The sequence below is a fragment of the Brucella sp. IR073 genome, assembly GCF_049065735.1.
In the GTDB taxonomy this organism is placed as follows: domain Bacteria; phylum Pseudomonadota; class Alphaproteobacteria; order Rhizobiales; family Rhizobiaceae; genus Paramesorhizobium.
This window is the reverse complement of the sequence record NZ_JBAKHD010000002.1, coordinates 311,069-326,280: the sequence shown is the minus strand read 5'-3', so window position 1 is coordinate 326,280 and position 15,212 is coordinate 311,069. Positions and strand designations below refer to the sequence as shown.

Below are 15,212 nucleotides of genomic sequence, written 5' to 3'. Positions count from 1 at the left end.
GTGACAAGCACAGGAATGACGGATTGCTTTGATGCCGCTGATAATCTTCAACCTTACAGCACGCACAAGGCTTTCATTGGAGAGCAGACATCCCCATTTCCGTCATTCCTGTGCTTGTCACAGGAATCCATGCCTCGACATTTCCAATTCCAATGACGGTTCAGAACCGCTTTTGATGATTCCATCAAAAAGCCCGGCACGAGGCCGGGCTTCTAATCTCAAAATCGTACTTTTTTCAGAAATCGTGCTTCTTACGCCGATTTCTTCTTGTCGTCGTCGATTTCCTCGTAATCGGCATCGACCACATCGCCATCGGCCTTGTCGGAGGCTGCCGTCGCGTCACCGCCGGTTTCGGCAGCCTGTGCGGCTTCGTACATGGCCTGGCCGAGCTTCATCGAAACTTCGGCGAGGGTCTGCGTCTTCGCCTTGATGTCCTCGGCGTCGTCGCCTTCCAGCGCCGTCTTCAGCGAAGCGATGGCGTCTTCGATCGACTTCTTGTCGTCAGCCGAAACCTTGTCGCCATAATCCTTGAGCGACTTCTCGGTGGAGTGCACGAGGGCCTCGCCCTGGTTCTTGGCTTCGACCGTCTCGCGGCGCTTCTTGTCGGCTTCGGCATTCGCCTCGGCGTCCTTGACCATCTTCTCGATGTCTTCGTCGGAAAGACCGCCGGAGGCCTGGATGCGGATCTGGTGCTCCTTGCCGGTGCCCTTGTCCTTGGCCGAAACGTTGACGATGCCGTTGGCGTCGATGTCGAAGGTCACTTCGATCTGCGGCACGCCGCGCGGTGCCGGCGGAATGCCGACGAGGTCGAACTGGCCGAGCAGCTTGTTGTCGGCCGCCATCTCGCGTTCGCCCTGGAAGACGCGGATCGTCACGGCGGACTGGTTGTCCTCGGCCGTGGAGAAGGTCTGCGACTTCTTGGTCGGGATCGTCGTGTTGCGGTCGATAAGGCGGGTGAACACGCCGCCCAGCGTCTCGATGCCGAGCGACAGCGGGGTCACGTCGAGAAGCAGCACGTCCTTGACGTCGCCCTGCAGCACGCCCGCCTGGATTGCGGCGCCGATGGCGACCACTTCGTCCGGGTTGACGCCTTTATGGGGCTCCTTGCCGAAGAACTGCTTCACCACTTCCTGCACCTTGGGCATGCGGGTCATGCCGCCGACGAGGATGACTTCGTCGATCTCGCCCGCCTTGAGGCCCGCATCCTTGAGCGCGGCCTTGCACGGCTCGATGGTGCGCTGGATAAGATCGTCGACCAGGCTCTCGAACTTGGCGCGGGTCAGCTTCATCGTCAGGTGCTTCGGCCCGGTGGCGTCGGCGGTGATGAAGGGCAGGTTGATTTCGGTCTGCTGGGCGGAGGAAAGCTCGATCTTCGCCTTTTCCGCAGCTTCCTTCAGGCGCTGCAGGGCCAGCTTGTCGTTCTTGAGGTCGATGCCCTGTTCCTTCTTGAACTCTTCGGCGAGGTAATTGACCAGACGCATGTCGAAGTCTTCACCGCCGAGGAAGGTGTCGCCATTGGTCGACTTCACCTCGAACACACCGTCGCCGATTTCAAGAACCGAGACGTCGAAGGTGCCGCCGCCAAGGTCGTAAACAGCGATGGTCTTGCCGTCCTTCTTGTCAAGCCCGTAGGCGAGGGCGGCAGCAGTCGGCTCGTTGATGATGCGCAGCACTTCGAGGCCGGCGATCTTGCCCGCGTCCTTGGTAGCCTGGCGCTGGGCGTCGTTGAAATAGGCGGGAACCGTGATGACGGCCTGCTCGACCTTTTCGCCGAGATAGGCTTCGGCGGTTTCCTTCATCTTCTGCAGGATCATCGCGGAGATCTGCGAAGGCGAATATTTCTTGCCATGCACCTCGACCCAGGCATCGCCATTGTCACCCTTGACGATCTTGTAAGGCACAAGGTCCTTGTCCTTCTTGACCATCGGGTCGTCATAGCGGCGGCCGATCAGGCGCTTGACGGCGAACAGCGTCCCCTCGGGGTTGGTGACCGCCTGGCGCTTGGCCGGCTGGCCCACAAGGCGTTCGTCACTATCCGTAAACGCAACGATTGAAGGCGTGGTGCGCGCGCCCTCGGCATTCTCAATGACCTTCGCGTTCTTGCCGTCCATGACGGCGACGCAGGAGTTGGTCGTTCCCAGATCGATACCAATTACTTTTGCCATATTCGTTTCTCCATTCAGCAGGCTGCCGGGACCTCTGCCGAGCATTCCATTCAGCAGCCCCTACGGGGTTTAAACGGCTTTGTGGGCCGTCTCCCGGACACCAGCTCGCCGCACGCGGCGTATATAAGAAGGGCGGTTTTTCCCTGCAAGTCAGGAAGTTGCGACCGAGGGAAAAACCTTTTCTTCCGTTCGAGGTTAGACGGCTTCCCAGCCGCCGCTTTCCCCCGCACGATAGATCGCATCGATAAATTTTTGGTTTTCAAGCGAATTTTCCAGCGTGAACACCGGTGCATCCTCGCCCGCGGCAGCCCTCGCGAAGTTCTGCGCCTGGAGTTGGTAGTGGTTGGCGTCCTGGAAATTCCACTCGGTCAACTGGCCGTGACCGGCATCGTGAAGCGTCACCCGGGCATGGCCGTATTTCCCGGAATTGAACGGGGCGTGCACCTCGATGAAGCCCTTGTCGCCGTGAAAAACCATCGACTGGCGCTGCGCCATCTGCGTGGAAACATAGAATGTGAGGTCGAAACCGTCGAATTCGGCCGTCACATTGGCGTAGCGGTCGGTGCCGAAATCCGGGTCACGCTCGACGAATGCCCGCACGCGCTTGGGCTCTTGTCCCGTGCTCATGCGCGTCGCGACGGTCGGATAGACGCCGATATCGGGCAGCGCCCCGCCGCCGAGCTCCACCCGGTTGCGCATATTGCCGGGGTCCTTGTTGAAATAGGTGAACGCGCCCTCGACATGGCGAAGCCGGCCAATGGCGCCGGAGGAAATCAGCTCACGCACCTTCACCCACTGCGGATGGTGATAGACCATGAAGGCTTCGGAAATCAGCACCCCATGCGCATCGCGCGCGCGGATCAGCGATTCGATCTCCTCTGCCTTCAACGCAATCGGCTTTTCGCAAAGCACATGCTTGCCCGCTTCGGCGGCTTTGATCGTCCACTCCACATGCTGCGCGGTAGGCAGCGGAATATAGACGCCGTCGATCGTGTCGGAAGCGAGCATCTCCTCATAGGAGCCGAAGGCATGCGTCGCGCCGAAGCGGTCGGCCACCGCGCGGGCCTTCGCCTGATCGCGGCTGGCGATGGCCGTCACCACGCCATTATCAGCCGTACAAAGCGCCGGGATCACCTGGGTCACACCGATTTTCGCCGTTGAAAGAACACCCCAGCGGAACATGGTCTCTCCTCTCTTGTTCGTTTGGCGCGGAAACTATCCACCGGCAGGGCAAAAGGAAAGGCATCACGACCGGTAGAAATCGATGAAGGCGCGCAGGGCCGGGCGCATGCGGCGGCGGCTGGGGTAATAGAGATAAAGGCCGGGAAAGGGCTGGCACCAGTCTTCCAGCACCCGCATGAGCCGGCCATCGGCCAGCGCCTCGGTCACCTGGACATCCAGAAGAAAGGCAAGGCCCGCCCCTTGCAGTGCGGCTTCCAGCGCGAGCCGGTCGTCATTGACGATCAGCGGCCCATCCACTGCCACCTCGAAACTTTCCTCGCCCTTCTCCAGTTCCCAGCGATAGACGCGGCCGGAGGCAAAGCGGTGGCGGATGCAGCGATGCTGGGCAAGGTCCGCCGGATGCTTCGGAATGCCATGGCGCTCGAAATAGGAAGGCGCGGAAACGACGACGCCGCAAAGCTCAGGACCGAATCGCACCGCGATCATATCCCGCTCCAGGCTTTCATTGAGCCGCAACCCCGCATCGAATCCTTCGGCGACGATGTCGACGAAATGGTCCTCGACGCATATGTCGAGCACCACGTCCGGATAGGTCTCGCAAAACGCGCCGAGGCGCGGCACCAGCGTGAGATAGGCGAGCCGGGGAATGCTCAGCCGCAGCGTGCCGGACACGGTATCCCTCGTATCCAGCGCGGCGCTGAGCGCCAGTTCGATTTCACCGAGTGCCGGGGACAGCCGTTCGAGAAGCCGCTTGCCCGCTTCCGTCGGCGCGACGCTGCGGGTGGTGCGGGCAAGCAGCGCCACGCCGAGGCTTTCCTCCAGCGCGGCTACCGCATGGCTGACCGCTGACGGGGCGATCTGCAATTCCCGCGCCGCGGCGCGAAAGCTGCCATGGGCGGCGACGGAAGCGAGAACGGCAAGTTGCGACAGCTGATTCCGGTTCATTGTTCTAAATTATAGAATAGCCCGTAAAATCAAAGCGCAATTATCGAACGATCCATTCTCGCCTATTTTCAGACCGGAAGCCAAAGGAGCATTCAGAATGAAAACACGCAAACTCGGCAATGAACTCACCGTATCGGCCGTCGGCCTCGGCTGCATGGGCATGAGCTATGCCTATGGCGGACAGGAAGAGCAGGACGCCATCCGCACACTGCACCGCGCAGTGGAACTCGGCGTCACCTTCTTCGACACGGCGGAAGTCTACGGTCCCTTCGAGAACGAAAAGCTCGTCGGCAAGGCCTTGAAAGACGTGCGCGACCGCGTCACCATCGCCACGAAATTCGGCTTCAAGATCAATCCGGGCCAGACCGGCGGCGCGGCCATTTCGGGAGTGGACAGCCGCCCGGAGAATGTGAAGGCCGTTGCCGAAGCCTCGCTGAAGCGGCTCGGCGTCGATGTCATCGACCTCTTCTATCAGCACCGCGTCGATCCGAACGTGCCGATCGAGGAAACCGTCGGCGCGATGGCCGAACTGGTGCGCGAAGGCAAGGTGCGCGCCCTTGGTCTCTCGGAAGCCAGCGCCGCCACCATCCGCCGCGCCCATGCGGTGCATCCGATTGCGGCGGTGCAGAGCGAATATTCCCTGCAGAGCCGTGATGTGGAGGAAGAAATCCTCGCCACCTGCCGCGATCTCGGCATCGGCTTCGTGCCCTATAGCCCGCTCGGACGCGGCCTCCTCACCGGCACGATCCGTAAGGCGGACGAGCTCGGCCCGGATGATTGGCGCAAGACCCAGCCGCGCTTCCAGGCGGAGAATCTCGCCGCCAATGTCGCCCTCGTCGATACACTCACGGAAATCGCCCGGGAGAAGAATGTGACGACGGCGCAGCTCGCGCTCGCCTGGGTGCTGCATCAGGGCGATTTCATCGTGCCGATCCCCGGCGCGCGCAAGATCAAGCATCTGGAAGAGAATGTCGCGGCGGCCGATATCGTCCTCGACAAGGCGGAACTTACCCGAATCGGCGATGTCCTCCCGCCTGACAGGGTGGCCGGCGAGCGATACAGCGAAGCGATGTTGGCGCTGGTGAATAAGTAACTTTGGCGCCCTCCTTCTCCCTTGCGGGGATTGAGGAACGTTCGGCCGAAGGCCGAGGAAAAGCCAACGATTTGGCTTTTCCAGTGACGGACCCCGCGTTAGCTGGCGGATGGGGGTGGTGGAGGGTGCACTTTTGCTGGAAACAATGGCGCGACGTCACCACCCCCACCCGGCCCTTCGGGCCACCCTCCCCGCAAGGGGGAGGGCAGGCGGCGGCTACTTCGCCCTCTGCCCCATCCGCCTCGCCAGCATCCGCTCCACCGCCAGCAGCACGTCGTGGATGAGCACAGCCAGCACCCCCACAATCAGCCCGCCCTGCAGGATGAAAGCGAGGTTGTTGGAGATGAGCCCGGCGATGATGACTTCGCCCAGCGTCTTCGCCGCCACGGTCGAGCCGATGGTGGTGGTGGAAAGGCTGATGACGGCGGAAAGCCGGATGCCGGCGAGGATGACCGGCAGGGCCAGCGGCAGCTCCACTTTCACCAGCCGCTGGCGCTCGTTCATGCCCATGCCCTTGGCGGCTTCCACCACGGCATGCGGCAGATTGGTGAGGCCTGTCAGCGCATTCTCGAAAATCGGCAGAAGCCCGTAGAGGAAAAGCGCGATCAGCGTCGGTTTCGCGCCGAAGCCGATGGCGGGCACCGCCAGCGCCAGCACGGCGACGGGCGGAAAAGTCTGGCCGGCATTAACGAGGCTGCGGGACAAAGGCAGAAACTCCGCGCCCGCGGGCCTTGTGACCAGTATGGCGAGCGCCAGTGCCACGATGGCTGCCGCCAGCGTGGCGCTGAAGACGAGGCCCAGATGCTGGAGCGTCAGCGTCAGCAGGCTGCCCTGATTATAAATTGCTGGTGCGCCGTGTTCGGTCAGCGGCTGGAGTAGCGGCTCGAACCAGTGCGGACGCACGAGAAAAGTCACCAGAAGCGTGAGCGTGACAAGCCGCAGAATAAGCGGCACGGAGAGCCTCATTCCGGCCTCGCCGCGCGCTTGATCAGCCCCTCGACGGTGACGCGCCCGATGCGCTTGCCATTGGCGGTGACCGGAAGCGCCTCGCGACCGGACCAGAGCAGTTCGGCGAGTGCGTCACGCTGCGTTGCCGAAGCGGGCAGTGCCGCACCCTTGGCCGTGCCCGGTTCCACCGCCTTCCGCACCTCTTCCAGCGAAAGCAGCCGGAAAGGCCTGTCGCCCGCGCCGACCAGCGTTTCGACGAAAGGTGAGGCGGGATGGCTCAGAATTTCCGCCGGGGACGCATATTGGATGAGGCGGCCTTCATCCATGACAGCGATCTTGTCGCCGAGATGAATGGCCTCCTCCATGTCGTGGGTGACAAGAATGATCGTGGTGCCGAACCGCCGCTGTATGGCGAGCAGTTCCTCCTGCGCCGTGGCGCGGATGACGGGATCGAGCGCGCCGAAAGGTTCATCCATCAATAGCACGTTCGGCTCTGCCGCCAGCGCCCGGGCGACGCCGACGCGCTGCTGCTGCCCGCCGGAAAGCTCGTGCGGGTAGCGCGGACCGAAAATGTCAGGATCGAGCTGGAAGAGCGAAAGCAATTCCTCCACGCGCCCTCTGATGCGGGCCTTGTCCCAGCCGAGCAGAACCGGAACCGTGGCGATGTTCTGCGCCACCGTGCGATGGGGAAAAAGCCCATGCCCCTGGATGGCGTAGCCGATATGGCGGCGCAATTCATAGCCCGGCACATCGCGATTGTCTCGTCCGTCGAGCCGGATCGATCCCGATGTCGGTTCCACCAGCCGGTTGATCATGCGCAGCAGCGTCGTCTTGCCGGAGCCGGAGGTGCCGACGATCACGGCGATGGTATGCGGCTCGACGGTGAAGGAGACGTCCTTCACCACATCGATGTCATCATAGCGCTTGGTGATGTTTTCGATCTCGATCATGTGGCTGACCGTCCGTTTCCGTTGAATCGGCTCATTTCCGTGATGGCGTCGAGGATGACGGCAGCAGCGAAGGCCAGCGCCACGGTGGGCACAGCGCCGAGCAGCACCAGATCCATCGCCGTCTGCCCGATGCCCTGAAAGACGAAGACGCCGAACCCGCCGCCGCCGATAAGCGCGGCGATGGTGGCAAGGCCGATATTCTGCACCAGCACGATTCTAATTCCTGTCAGGATGACCGGAAAGGCCAGTGGAAACTCTATTTTCGCCAGCCGCTGCATCGGCGTCATGCCGACGCCCCGCGCGGCATCGGTGACGGCGGGCGACACACCCGCAAGCCCCGCCACCGTGTTCGCGACCACGGGCAAGAGCGAATAGAGGAAAAGCGCCAGCGCCGCGGGCGGTGCGCCGATGCCGCGAATGCCGAGATCGGCTGCCCCCGGCACATGGACCGCGAGCCAGCCGAGCGGCGCGATCAGCAGTCCGAACAGCGCGATCGACGGAATCGTCTGGATGATGTTGAGGACATTGAGCACGCCGTCCCGCAGCACGGGGACGCGGTGGCAGAGAATGCCGAGCGGCAAGCCCACCGCCACCGCGGCGAGGAGCGAGCCGAGCGCCAGTTCCAGATGGGTCGCCGCCTCAGCCCAGAAACTGTCGGAACGGTTGGCATATTCCTTGAGGATCGACAGCCCGTTCCAGCTTCCCGAGAGCAAGACGGCGGCGAGCGCCAACGCCGCAACCGCCAGCGCGCCGATGCGGGCGATGGGAGACAAGCGAAGCCGGGTCAGACTGTCGGCAATAAGCAGCGCGAAGCCGAAACTTAAGGTCCAGAAGCCGGATGCCGGGGAAATGCGGGCGTAAGTGTTGTCCGGCGATGCCAGATGGCTTGGGGCAAGACCGATGCCGAGCAGCAGTGCCACGAGCGCAAGGATGCCGGCTGAAAGCCGCCAGGCGAGGGGAAGACGGAAGAGCGCGATGATCGTTGCAGTGGAAAGAACGAGAGCGAGCAGGGTCGCCGCCCATGTCGGAAGCGACTCGAAGATCGTGCGGCCTTCTCCGGCAACGATCCGATTGGCCCGGAAGGTTGCGAAGGGCAGCAGCGCGCCGCCGATCACAATGAAGGCAATGACGACGCCAAGCTTGTCGATGCGGAAGCGGTCCATGAATTGCCCCTTCGTTTTTGACGGCACCGCGAGGCACCCCCCTCTGTCCTGCCGGACATCTCCCCCACAAGGGGGGAGATCACGCCGTCATCTATGTTTATGCCAATCGCAGACGGTGCAGAATAAGCGCTATCGCCCGCGCCAGCCAATCTCCCCCCTTGAGGGGGAGATGCCCGGCAGGGCAGAGGGGGGTGCTGTCCGCCAACATATCCGTCACTTCACAAACCCGTTCTTCTCCAAAAAGTCCGCCGCCACGGCCTTTGCTGGCTCGCCGCCCACCTGCACGCGGCCGTTCAAATCCTGCAGCGTGACGAGGTCGAGCTTCTCGAACACCGGCTTCAGCAATGTCTCGATTTGCGGATATTTCTTCAGCACCGCCTCGCGGATAACAGGCGTTGGCTGGTAGACCGGCTGCACATGCTTGTCGTCCTGGAGAACGACGAGCCCCGAGGCCGCTATGCCGCCATCGGTGCCGTAGACCATGGCCGCATTTGCGCCATTGGTCTGGTTGGCGGCGGCGGCGATGGTGGCCGCGGTGTCGCCGCCCGAGAGGGTGATGAGCTGGTCCGGCTTCAGCGTAAAGCCATAGGCCGTCTGGAAAGCGGGGAGCGCGCCCTCCGAATTGACGAATTCCGATGAGGCAGCGAGCACAACATTGCCGCCACCGGCAACATATTTGCCGAAATCGCTGAAAGTAACGATCTTGTTCAGCTCGGCCACATCCTTGCGCAGCGCCACGCCCCAGGTGTTGTTCGCGGGGGAGGGCGTCAGCCAGACGATCTTGTTGGCGTTGTAATCGAGCTTCTTCGCTTCCGCATAGGCTTTTGCGGCATCTTGCCAGAGCGGATCGCCCGCCTTTTCGAAGAAGAAGGCGGCATTGCCCGTATATTCGGGATAAAGGTCGATCTCACCCGCGATGATCGCCTTGCGGACCACCGGCGTCGGCCCGAGCTGGAGCCGGTCGGTGACGGGAATATCGTTGGCTTTGAGCATGGCGAGGATGATGTTGCCCAGCACCCCGCCTTCTGTATCAATCTTGGAGGAAACGACCACCTGAGCGCTGGCCGAACCCGTGGCAATCCCCACGGTCAGGGCGATGCCAAGCGCGGCCTTGAGAAAGATATTCCGGTAAGACATGTTTGTATTCCCTTTGTTCCGTGGCGGACTGGAGAGGAACCATCGGTATGGGCAAAAGGGAAGTGCCCCTCACCCTATCCTACTGACACCGGTTGTCGGGAGCATGATTGCAAGAAGGTGCTGATCATGCGGTTAAGAAACCCGGAGAGATTGTCGGCAGTCCGTCTATTTCCCCTCTTGCCTGATCTGCTTTCGAGCATGATCTCCCCGAACGGTCGGGGAAACACCTTCCACAACTAGGGCAGCAGCAGAAAAAGGGAACACCGGAACGGGCCGCGGCCTGCTTCGGCGGCGAGGGAATTCTTTTTCAACGAAGCTTGATCTTCGCCCTTGGTGTAAGATTTACCGTAGAGGAATGGATCCCAGTGACAAGCACTGGGATGACGCGCTTGAGAGGTGTTCGCCCAAGGACAGCCATTTGTGGCATCCGGAAGGGTTGGAGATGCGGACAGTGGAGATTATCCGAGAACAGCCAACCCATCCGTCATCCCAGTGCTTGTCACTGGGATCCATTCCTCTCCCTATCCATCACAACAACGGCAAAAAATACGGGGCGCTGATTCCGTCCAAACTCTAAGCCTTGAAACTCTCGGCAAAAAGCCGGTTGAGATCGGCTATCACCGCGCGGGGTTTTTCCCCCCGCTGGAGCCCTTCATTGAGCCGGTCGGAGGCCGCGTGCTGAAAAGCCATGTAGCCGTCATGGCGCGGGCGCAGCCATGCGCCCTCGAGCGTGGCGCGGGTGGCGGCGTAGAAATCGCTCGTGGCGGCGTTGACGGCCTTGTCTTCCCACGCCTCTGCATGTCCGGGCTGTCCGCCCGCCTGCGCATAAGGCCCGCGCTGGACATCGCCGCTTGCAATCCAATAAGCGAAATCGATGGCCTCATCCTGATGCTTCGAGAAAGCCGAAACGGCGATGCCGGTTCCTCCGAGCGCGGAACCCACCGGCCCGTTACTACCGGCGGCGGGAATGTCGGCGAAGCGGATAGTGGCGGGGCGAAAGCCCGGAATGGCGTAATTGACATAGCCATAGATCAGCGGCGCGCAGACGAAGCGCGCATCCGGCTTCGCCATTTCTTCCAGCACGGCGATGGGGTCAATGCCGAAACAGGCGGGATCGATAAGCGCCGCGATCTCGCGCAGCATTTCGAAGACCGTGCTCCCAGCGTCGAGGCCGATGAGATCGCCCGGTCCGTCATTGGCGCACGGTGTTCCGAGATTGCCGCTCAGCGTGAAGAAGCTCATCAGCGAATGCGGCGGGCGCAGCGGCAGCAGCACTTGACCCTGGCGCGCAAGGTCCAGCACCTCGGTCCACCGGACAGGCGCGGCAGTGAGGCGATCCGGCCGCCAGGCCTGGACCTGCGTCGCTGCGTCGATGGGAAAGGCCCACTGGCGGCCCTGCCAATGGTAGCTTGGGAAGGACTGACCCACGCTCCCCTTTGACAGCGCCGCCAGCTCCTCCTCGCGCCCGGTTGTATCGAGCGGCGCCAGGCATTTCTCGTCCGTGATCTGGCCGACATGCGGATGGTCGATGACGATAAGGTCATAGGCCCTTGCCAGCTCCTCCACCGGAAAGCTCTCGAAATCCTGCAGCGAGCGCTTGTCCCATTCGATTTGGACGCCCGTCTTCTCCAGCCACAGGCGGGAACACGCGATCATGGGATCATAGCCGCGCGGATGGCTCCAGGTCATGGCCTTGAGGGTAACAGCGCTCATAGCCCGAACTCCTCCCTTATGGCCGCGCTCTGCTCGCCGATCTTCGGCGCCGCGCGCGTGAAATTGGGCCGCACGCCGTCGATCCGCAGCGGCGAGCGGGTGGTGAGGATGGAGAGGTTGTCCTCCCGCTCCACCTGCTGCAGCATGTCCAGCACCTTGAAGCCGTCGCTTTCCAGAAGCTCGTTCCAGTCGAGCACCTTGGCGCACCAGATATCGGCGGGCTCCAGAATGGCGAGCCATTCGTCGATCGTCTTCGTCGCGATTCGCGCCGCGATTAGCCGCTTGATCTCATCGCGCGCGGTAAACCAGCTCTTGGGATCGTCGCGATAGGGCGCAAGTTCCTCCATTTCGAGGAGGTCGGCGAGCTTCGGGATCGGCGTCATCGCGATGGCGAGATAGCCGTCGGCAGCCGGATAAACGCCATAGGGCGCGGCGAGATAGGCATGCGCGCTCCGGAATCCGGAGCGCTTCGGCAGGCGCCGCCCGTCATTGAGATGGGTCGTCAGCACCTCGAACTGGAAATCGATGAGCGCTTCGAGGAGGCTTGTTTCGACATGCGCGCCCTTGCCCGAAATGCCGCGCCGGACGAGCGCCGCGAGTATCCCCTGCGCCGCCGCCGCCCCCGCCAGCATGTCGGCAATGGCGAGGCCGAAGGGCACCGGGCCTTGGGTTTCGTCGCCATTGAGCCACATCACGCCGGAGCGCGACTGCGCCAGCAAATCCTGCCCCGGACGCTTCACCCACGGGCCTTCCTCGCCATAGCCGCTGATCGAGGCATAGACGAGCCGGGGGTTGAGCTGGCTCACCGCCTCGTAATCGAGCCCGAGGCGCTCGATTACGCCGGGCCGGAAATTCTGGATGAGCACGTCCGCCTGCTGCAGGAGCTTGCGCAGTGCCGCCATGTCGTCAGGGTTCTTGAGGTCGATCGCCAGGCTTTCCTTGGCCCGGTTGATGGCGTGGAAAATGGTGGAATCCCCGCCGATTTCCGTATCGCTCAAATAGAGCCGGCGCGAGAGATCCCCGCCATCGGGCCGCTCGATCTTGATGACCCGCGCGCCCAGATCCAGAAGCCGGAGCGAACAATAGGGACCGGAGAGAAACTGGCTCATGTCGACGACAAGCAGCCCGGCGAGCGGCAGTCCGGTATCAGGGGTCATGAAATGCGCGTCTCCTCCCGCAGTTCTTATTCTTCTTATGTGAATAGTATTTTCACATATGAGTGCGCTTGGCAAGCGGGAACGAAACGCAAAATAAGGGCGGCAGGAGGATTTGCCGCCCTTCAGCTGCAATCGGCGATCACTGGCCGTTCTGCGGCGAGGCGTCGCCGAACCGGTTGGCGGCCGGATTGTTCGCCGGAGATTGAACATAGACCGGCGCCCTGACGGCGGAAGGAGCGGTGCGAAGACCGATATCGCTCGTCGCCGTATAATCGGTGGCGGGCTCGGCATCGCTGTTTATGCCGACATTCATGTCGACCTGCTGTCCCGGATAATCCGGTCCGTCACCGGGATCGCCGAAGTTCGGGTTCTCGGCAAAGGCGACGCTGGCGCTCAGCGCGAGGGCGGCAACAGTAACAAGGAAAGTTTTCATTATGCATATCCTCAGCTTGCGACGGAACCATTTCGCGTCGATGCGCCGGGAAGCTGCCATGTATTTCCTTGATGTAAAAATAAAATCTGGCCTAAGTTATTGTATTTAATGAGGTCTGGTTAAGTAAATAATCGCAAGAAGTGTAAAATACTATACATTTGAAACGCAGTCATAAGCTCAGCTAAAGCAAATGTTTCAATTATTCTAATGAAAATCTTGAAAGTAAATTTAAGTAAATTACGCTGCGTGTTGCACCATGAGGATATATTTGAATCTTTCCATAATTTTATTATTGTTTTAGCCGAGCGCTCGTCCCTGCCGGAGCCTCCGCAGACAACACCCCAGCAGAATTTCCGTTTGGCTATGGCGTTCGGGCAAGAGAGCGCCTAAATAGCGGGCTGGAGCATTGCGGTCAGGCGGCATGCCTGGCATCCGTCATTTTAACCGGAACGAAAAACGTGGAACTCGTATCCGCATGAATATTGCTGTTGGGATGGCTGGTTTATGAAAGCTGACTATTACGAGACACTCGGCGTCCAGAGAGGCGTTGACGAAAAGACCCTGAAGAGCGCATTCCGTAAGCTCGCCATGCAGTATCATCCGGACAAGAACCCGGGAGATCACGAGGCGGAACGCAAGTTCAAGGAGATCGGCGAGGCTTACGAGACGCTGAAGGACCCGCAGAAGCGCGCGGCCTATGACCGTTTCGGCCACGCGGCCTTCGAGCACGGCAATGGCGGTTTCGGCGCCCATGGCTTTGGCGCGGCCGGCGGCTTTGCCGATATCTTCGAGGATATTTTCGGCGAGATGATGGGCGGCGGTCGCCAGCGCCGGGGCGGCTCGGGCCGCGAGCGCGGCGCGGATCTTCGCTATAATATGGAAATCACGCTGGAAGAGGCCTATTCGGGCAAGACGGCGCAAATCCGGGTGCCGACCTCCATCGTTTGCGAGGATTGCTCGGGCAGCGGCGCGCGGCCCGGCTCCCAGCCAGCCACTTGCACCATGTGCGGCGGCGCCGGACGTGTTCGGGCGGCGCAAGGATTTTTCTCCATCGAGCGCACCTGCCCATCGTGTAACGGGCGCGGCCAGACCATCAAGGACCCATGCGGGAAGTGCGCCGGCCAGGGCCGCGTCACGCAGGAGCGTTCGCTTTCGGTCAACATCCCCGCAGGCATCGAAGACGGCACTCGCATCCGCCTTTCCGGCGAGGGCGAGGCGGGCCTGCGCGGCGGACCGGCGGGCGATCTCTACATCTTCCTTTCCGTCAAGCCGCATGAGTTCTTCCAGCGCGACGGGGCCGATCTCTATTGTAAAGTGCCGATCTCGATGACCACGGCGGCGCTTGGCGGCCAGTTCGAGGTTTCCACGCTCGACGGCACCCAGACGCGCGTGAAGATTCCCGAGGGCACGCAGAACGGCAAGCAGTTCCGCTTGAAGGGCAAGGGCATGCCGGTCCTGCGCCAGCCGGCCATGGGCGATCTCTATATCCAGATCGATATCGAGACGCCGCAGAACCTGACCCGGCGGCAGCGCGAACTTCTGGAGGAGTTCGAAAAGATTTCCTCGAAGGAAAACAGCCCGCAATCGAGCGGCTTCTTTGCCCGGATGAAGGAGTTCTTCGAGGGGTAGGTTGAATAGCTATACTCGTTCTTGCGAGGCTTTGCTTTTGCTCCGCGATGCGTCATAAATCGTCTCCGCAACGACATGGGAGAGGAACGCCATGGCAGGACCATTGGGCAAGAAGCTGGCCGAGAAGTTCGACGAGGAAATCCGGTTCTTCAAGGGATGGATCGATGGCCCCAAGGCAGTTGGAGCCATCCTGCCGACGAGTTCCGTCACCGCGCGCCGCATGGCGAGCGTCGTCAATCCCCATTCCGGCTTGCCCGTGCTGGAGCTTGGTCCCGGCACCGGCGTCATCACCAAGGCGATTCTTCAGCGCGGCGTGAAGCCAAAGGACCTTTATTGCGTCGAATATTCGGAGGATTTCGCCCGCCGCCTGCGCCAGGATTTCCCCGAGGTGAACATCATTCAAGGTGACGCCTTCGATCTCGACACCACGCTTGGGGAGCATAAGGATCTGGCCTTCGACAGCGTGGTCTGCGCCGTGCCATTGCTGAACTTCCCGGTTCCGCAGCGTGTGGCGCTGCTGGAAGATCTCCTCCGGCGCATTCCCGAAGGCCGTCCGGTCATCCAGATCACCTATGGCCCGCTTCCGGCCATCCCCGCAGGACGCGGCAATTATAGCGTCAGCGCCTATGATTTCGTCATACGCAATGTTCCCCCGGCGCGGCTGTGGGTCTATAAGCGCGGCCATGCATAACCAGGC

General features: G+C 61.6%; 13 protein-coding genes. 3 read left to right on the top strand and 10 right to left on the bottom strand.

Annotated elements, in window-relative coordinates; translation table 11 throughout:
- Window positions 1-251 precede the first annotated feature (251 nt).
- The 3 genes from dnaK to ACOWVG_RS05310 all read right to left on the bottom strand — a co-directional run bounded on the left by dnaK (window position 252) and on the right by ACOWVG_RS05310 (window position 4,292).
- Entirely contained in the window at window positions 252-2,165 is a 1,914-nt protein-coding gene (dnaK, locus tag ACOWVG_RS05320) for a molecular chaperone DnaK (RefSeq protein ID WP_420960463.1), read from the bottom strand.
- 195 nt (window positions 2,166-2,360) lie between these two features.
- A complete protein-coding gene (locus ACOWVG_RS05315) occupies window positions 2,361-3,347 on the bottom strand; it encodes a Gfo/Idh/MocA family protein (RefSeq protein ID WP_420960462.1) in 987 nt (328 codons plus the stop codon).
- 63 nt (window positions 3,348-3,410) lie between these two features.
- Complete coding sequence (locus tag ACOWVG_RS05310; protein ID WP_420960461.1) at window positions 3,411-4,292, bottom strand: LysR family transcriptional regulator; 882 nt, start codon at window positions 4,290-4,292, stop codon at window positions 3,411-3,413.
- Between the two features lie 97 nt (window positions 4,293-4,389).
- Here ACOWVG_RS05310 and ACOWVG_RS05305 point away from each other — a divergent pair, with 97 nt between their 5' ends.
- The gene (locus tag ACOWVG_RS05305) at window positions 4,390-5,385 is read left to right on the top strand and encodes an aldo/keto reductase (protein ID WP_420960460.1); all 996 of its coding nucleotides are present in this window, start codon (window positions 4,390-4,392) and stop codon (window positions 5,383-5,385) included.
- A gap of 216 nt (window positions 5,386-5,601) precedes the next feature.
- Here ACOWVG_RS05305 and ACOWVG_RS05300 read toward each other — a convergent pair whose 3' ends face one another.
- The 7 genes from ACOWVG_RS05300 to ACOWVG_RS05270 all read right to left on the bottom strand — a co-directional run bounded on the left by ACOWVG_RS05300 (window position 5,602) and on the right by ACOWVG_RS05270 (window position 12,886).
- Window positions 5,602-6,351 (bottom strand): ABC transporter permease, encoded by a 750-nt coding sequence (locus ACOWVG_RS05300; RefSeq protein ID WP_420960459.1) that lies wholly within the window; start codon window positions 6,349-6,351, stop codon window positions 5,602-5,604.
- A complete protein-coding gene (locus ACOWVG_RS05295) occupies window positions 6,348-7,283 on the bottom strand; it encodes an ABC transporter ATP-binding protein (RefSeq protein ID WP_420960458.1) in 936 nt (311 codons plus the stop codon). Before ACOWVG_RS05295 ends, ACOWVG_RS05300 begins: the two co-directional genes overlap by 4 nt.
- Complete coding sequence (locus ACOWVG_RS05290; RefSeq protein WP_420960457.1) at window positions 7,280-8,446, bottom strand: ABC transporter permease; 1,167 nt, start codon at window positions 8,444-8,446, stop codon at window positions 7,280-7,282. Before ACOWVG_RS05290 ends, ACOWVG_RS05295 begins: the two co-directional genes overlap by 4 nt.
- A gap of 213 nt (window positions 8,447-8,659) precedes the next feature.
- Window positions 8,660-9,583, bottom strand: coding sequence for a glycine betaine ABC transporter substrate-binding protein OsmF (gene osmF, locus ACOWVG_RS05285; RefSeq protein WP_420960456.1), 924 nt, complete (start codon window positions 9,581-9,583; stop codon window positions 8,660-8,662).
- 573 nt (window positions 9,584-10,156) lie between these two features.
- Complete coding sequence (locus ACOWVG_RS05280; RefSeq protein WP_420960455.1) at window positions 10,157-11,296, bottom strand: extracellular solute-binding protein; 1,140 nt, start codon at window positions 11,294-11,296, stop codon at window positions 10,157-10,159.
- Window positions 11,293-12,453, bottom strand: coding sequence for a CaiB/BaiF CoA transferase family protein (locus ACOWVG_RS05275; protein WP_420960454.1), 1,161 nt, complete (start codon window positions 12,451-12,453; stop codon window positions 11,293-11,295). Before ACOWVG_RS05275 ends, ACOWVG_RS05280 begins: the two co-directional genes overlap by 4 nt.
- A 139-nt stretch (window positions 12,454-12,592) precedes the next feature.
- Window positions 12,593-12,886 carry a hypothetical protein gene (locus tag ACOWVG_RS05270; RefSeq protein WP_420960453.1) on the bottom strand — a complete coding sequence of 98 codons (294 nt, stop codon included), beginning with the start codon at window positions 12,884-12,886 and terminating at the stop codon, window positions 12,593-12,595.
- 504 nt (window positions 12,887-13,390) lie between these two features.
- Between ACOWVG_RS05270 and dnaJ the strand changes: the two genes are divergently transcribed.
- Window positions 13,391-14,515: a molecular chaperone DnaJ gene (gene dnaJ / locus ACOWVG_RS05265; RefSeq protein WP_420960452.1), complete on the top strand. Its 1,125-nt coding sequence runs from the start codon at window positions 13,391-13,393 to the stop codon at window positions 14,513-14,515.
- A gap of 91 nt (window positions 14,516-14,606) precedes the next feature.
- The gene (gene pmtA / locus ACOWVG_RS05260; RefSeq protein ID WP_420960451.1) at window positions 14,607-15,206 is read left to right on the top strand and encodes a phospholipid N-methyltransferase PmtA; all 600 of its coding nucleotides are present in this window, start codon (window positions 14,607-14,609) and stop codon (window positions 15,204-15,206) included.
- Window positions 15,207-15,212 lie beyond the last annotated feature (6 nt).

Excerpts from the sequence above, each read along its gene's own strand:
- dnaK (WP_420960463.1), bottom strand. The coding sequence starts at position 2,165 with ATGGCAAAAGTAATTGGTATCGATCTGGGAACGACCAACTCCTGCGTC.
- ACOWVG_RS05315 (WP_420960462.1), bottom strand. The coding sequence starts at position 3,347 with ATGTTCCGCTGGGGTGTTCTTTCAACGGCGAAAATCGGTGTGACCCAG.
- ACOWVG_RS05310 (WP_420960461.1), bottom strand. The coding sequence starts at position 4,292 with ATGAACCGGAATCAGCTGTCGCAACTTGCCGTTCTCGCTTCCGTCGCC.
- ACOWVG_RS05305 (WP_420960460.1), top strand. The coding sequence starts at position 4,390 with ATGAAAACACGCAAACTCGGCAATGAACTCACCGTATCGGCCGTCGGC.
- ACOWVG_RS05300 (WP_420960459.1), bottom strand. The coding sequence starts at position 6,351 with ATGAGGCTCTCCGTGCCGCTTATTCTGCGGCTTGTCACGCTCACGCTT.
- ACOWVG_RS05295 (WP_420960458.1), bottom strand. The coding sequence starts at position 7,283 with ATGATCGAGATCGAAAACATCACCAAGCGCTATGATGACATCGATGTG.
- ACOWVG_RS05290 (WP_420960457.1), bottom strand. The coding sequence starts at position 8,446 with ATGGACCGCTTCCGCATCGACAAGCTTGGCGTCGTCATTGCCTTCATT.
- osmF (WP_420960456.1), bottom strand. The coding sequence starts at position 9,583 with ATGTCTTACCGGAATATCTTTCTCAAGGCCGCGCTTGGCATCGCCCTG.
- ACOWVG_RS05280 (WP_420960455.1), bottom strand. The coding sequence starts at position 11,296 with ATGAGCGCTGTTACCCTCAAGGCCATGACCTGGAGCCATCCGCGCGGC.
- ACOWVG_RS05275 (WP_420960454.1), bottom strand. The coding sequence starts at position 12,453 with ATGACCCCTGATACCGGACTGCCGCTCGCCGGGCTGCTTGTCGTCGAC.
- ACOWVG_RS05270 (WP_420960453.1), bottom strand. The coding sequence starts at position 12,886 with ATGAAAACTTTCCTTGTTACTGTTGCCGCCCTCGCGCTGAGCGCCAGC.
- dnaJ (WP_420960452.1), top strand. The coding sequence starts at position 13,391 with ATGAAAGCTGACTATTACGAGACACTCGGCGTCCAGAGAGGCGTTGAC.
- pmtA (WP_420960451.1), top strand. The coding sequence starts at position 14,607 with ATGGCAGGACCATTGGGCAAGAAGCTGGCCGAGAAGTTCGACGAGGAA.